The organism is Streptomyces sp. NPDC041200 (assembly GCF_055591805.1).
In genome coordinates this window covers 1-3,539 of the sequence record NZ_JBVIZF010000111.1, presented here as the reverse complement: position 1 = coordinate 3,539, position 3,539 = coordinate 1, and the positions used below count along the sequence as shown (strand labels likewise).

1 protein-coding gene is annotated in these 3,539 nt (G+C 69.1%); it reads right to left on the bottom strand.

The genetic code is table 11. The features are described from left to right. The coding region (locus ACZ6CL_RS42790; protein WP_468946961.1) for a type I polyketide synthase at nt 1–3,461 on the bottom strand (3,461 nt) is incomplete at its 3' end. Nucleotides 3,462–3,539: the final 78 nt, after the last annotated feature.

The window sequence follows — 3,539 nt, the reverse complement described above, 5'->3', positions numbered from 1 at the left end:
ACCGGCGACGGATAATCGAAAATCAACGTCGCAGGCAACCGCAGCCCCGACACCGCGTTCAACCGATTACGCAACTCCACCGCCGTCAGCGAATCAAACCCCAGATCACTGAACGACTGCCGCGCCCCCACACTCCCCGCACCCGCATGCCCCAACACCACCGCCACCTCACCACACACCACATCCACCAACACCCGCCCCTGCTCCTCACCCGACAACCCCACCAACCGACCAGCCAGACCATCGTGATGTGTCGCGGTGGCCATGGTCTGGGCCGTTCGTCGTGGCTGGCGGACCAGCCCGCGCAGGATGGACGGGAGCCGATCCGCCTGGGCCTGGGCCGTCAGAGCAGCGAAGTCGAACTTCACGGGCACCAACACCGAGTCATCCGTACTCAGGCCGATGTCGAACAGCGCCATGCCTTCGTCGGACGACAGCGGCTGAACACCGCCACGCCCCATACGGGCCTGGTCGGATTCGCTCATCGCGTCGATCATTCCGCCGGACTCGCCCCAGAGCCCCCACCCCAGGGACACGGCGGGCAGGCCCTGGGCCCGACGCCACTGGGCAAGTGAGTCCAGGAACGCGTTCGCCGCGGAGTAGTTGCCCTGGCCCGGGCCGCCGATCGCTCCGGCCGCGGAGGAGAACAGTACGAACGCGTCCAGGTCCAGTCCGGCGGTCAGCTCGTGCAACATCAGCGCCGCATCGACCTTCGGCCGGAACACCGCGCCCAGGCGGTCCTGGTCCAGGCTCGCGATCACACCATCGTCGAGGACACCCGCCGTGTGCACCACGCCCCTCAGCGGCGACTCCGCCGGAATGCCCGCCAACAGCTTCTTCACCGCTCGGCGCTTCGAGACATCGCAGGCCGCCACGGTGACGTCCGCGCCGAGCTTCTCCAGCTCGGCCTTCAGCTCTCCGGCGCCCGCCGCGTCCACGCCACGGCGGCTGGCCAACAGCAGCTTCCGCACGCCGTGTTGGGTGACGAGGTGGCGGGCCACCAATCCGCCCAGCGTCCCGGTTCCGCCCGTGATCAGCACCGTGCCCTCGGGGTCCAAGGCCGGGGAGGAGGGGCCGCCCTCGGCGGGCGTACGTACGTCGACCTCGGCGGACGTACGGACCAGCCGCGGGATCCACACCGTCCCACCGCGCACCGCCACCTGCGGTTCTTCCGCTGTGAGCACGCCTGCCATCGCGCCACGGGATTCGTGATGCTCATCCACGTCCATCAGCACGATGCGGCCCGGGTTCTCCGCCTGAGCCGAGCGCACCAGACCCCACACCGCGCCACCCGCCGGGTCGGTCACCTCGGCATCGCCGGACACCCCGACCGCGCCCCGCGTGACCACGACCAACCGGCTGGCATCCAGCTCCGGGGCGGCCAGGAACGCCTGGAGGATCCCCAGCACCCGGCCGGAGAGGCCCCGCACCCGCTCGGCGCTCACCACGCCGTCGATCGCGTCGACGACCAGCACGTCCGGTAGCGCCGCACCGGAGCTGACCAGTTCCTCAATGTCCCAGGACATCGACACCGAGCGGGGAGCGAGGGTCCCCGTCGTGGCGTCGACCGGCAGCTCCGTCCATTCCATGCGGAACAAGGAGTCCGTCCCAGGCTGTCCGGCCGTCTTCATCTGGTCCGCGGCGACGGCGCGCAGCACCAGCGACTCGACCGATGCCACGGGGGCACCGTCACCGTCCGCGATCTCCAGCGCGACCGATTCAGGACCGGTCGGTGTCATACGCACTCGCAGCGCCGACGCGCCGACCGCGTGCAGGGTCAGCCCACTCCACGCGAACGGGAGAATGACCTTGCCCGCCTCGGCCTTGCGCTCGGTGAACGCACCACAGTGCAACACGGAGTCGAGCAGTGCCGGATGCAGCCCGAATCCGGCCGCCGCTTCCGCCTCCTCCGTGGGCAGAGCGACCTCGGCGAAGATGGTCCCGTCGAGTGTCCAGAGGGTCCTGAGCCCCTGAAACAACGGCCCGTAGTCGTACCCCGCCGCCACCTGCGCCTCGTAGAACCCCTCCAGATTGACGGCTTCCGCGCCCTCCGGAGGCCAGACGTCAAAGGAGCGCGCAGGGGCCGGTGCCTGGTTCGCGAGCTGACCGCTGGCATGGCGCGTCCACGGTGCCTCGGACACCGCATCGTCGGCCCGCGAGTACACCGCGACCGAACGCACACCATCAGCCTGCGCCCCGCCAACGGACACCTGCACCCGCACCGCACCCGACTCCGGCAGAACCAACGGAGCCTCGATCACCAACTCCCGCAACGACCCCGCGCCCACCTCATCCCCAGCACGAACCGCCAACTCCACCAACGCCGCACCCGGCAGCAAAGCCACACCCGATACGACGTGATCGGCCAGCCAGGGCTGAGCCGTCAGGGAGAGGCGGCCGGTGCACAGCACACCGCCGGTATCTGATACGGCCACCACGGTGCTGAGCAGCGGGTGTTCGGCGGCCAAAGCGCCGTCGACTGCCGAGATGCCGGAGATGATCCAGTACTGCTGTCGCTGGAAGGCGTACGTCGGCAGGTCGACGCGGCGGGCGTCCGTCCCCGCGAACACCGCCTGCCAGTCCACCGCGACACCACGCGCATGCAGCCGCCCTACGGCCGTCAGCAGCGCCCGGCGCTCATCGGCCACATCACGACGCAGCGACGGCACACCACCCTCACCAACCATCGCGGTCAGAACACCATCAGGACCCAACTCCAGGAACGTGGCCACGCCCTGCCCCCGCAGAGCCTCAACCCCATCAGCGAACCGGACCGTGCCCCGCACGTGCTCCACCCAATACTCCGGCGAACACAACCGCGCAGGGTCAGCCAGCTCACCCGTCAGATTCGACACCACCGGCAAACGCGGATCGGCATAGCTCAGACCGGCCACAACCTGGCGGAAGTCATCCAACATTCCGTCCATCAGCGGCGAGTGGAAGGCATGCGAAACCCGCAGCCTCTTCACCCGGCGGCCCTCAAAACGCCCGGCCACCGCCATCACCGCGTCCTCGGCCCCGGACAGCACCAGCGATGCCGGGCCGTTGATCGCGGCGATACTCACGCCCTCGGTCAGCAGCGGGGTGACCTCATCCTCGGTGGCCTCGACCGCCACCATCACACCGCCCTCGGGCAGCGCCTGCATCAACCGGCCCCGCGCCACCACCAACGCCGCCGCATCCTCCAGCGACCACACACCCGCCACAAACGCCGCCGCGACCTCACCAATCGAATGCCCGGCAACGAAGTCCGGCCGCACACCCCACGACTCCACCAACCGGAACAACGCCACCTCGACAGCGAACAACGCAGGCTGGGCAAACCCCGTCTGATCCAACAGCTCAGACGCGCCGAACACGACCTCCTTCAACGACCGCCCCAGCAGACCGTCCACGACCGCGCAAACCTCGTCAAACGCCTCCGCGAACACCGGATACGAGGCGTACAACCCACGCCCCATCCCCACCCGCTGCGACCCCTGACCCGTAAACACCACACCCAACCGACCAGCGACCACCTCCTCACCACGCACCGCCCC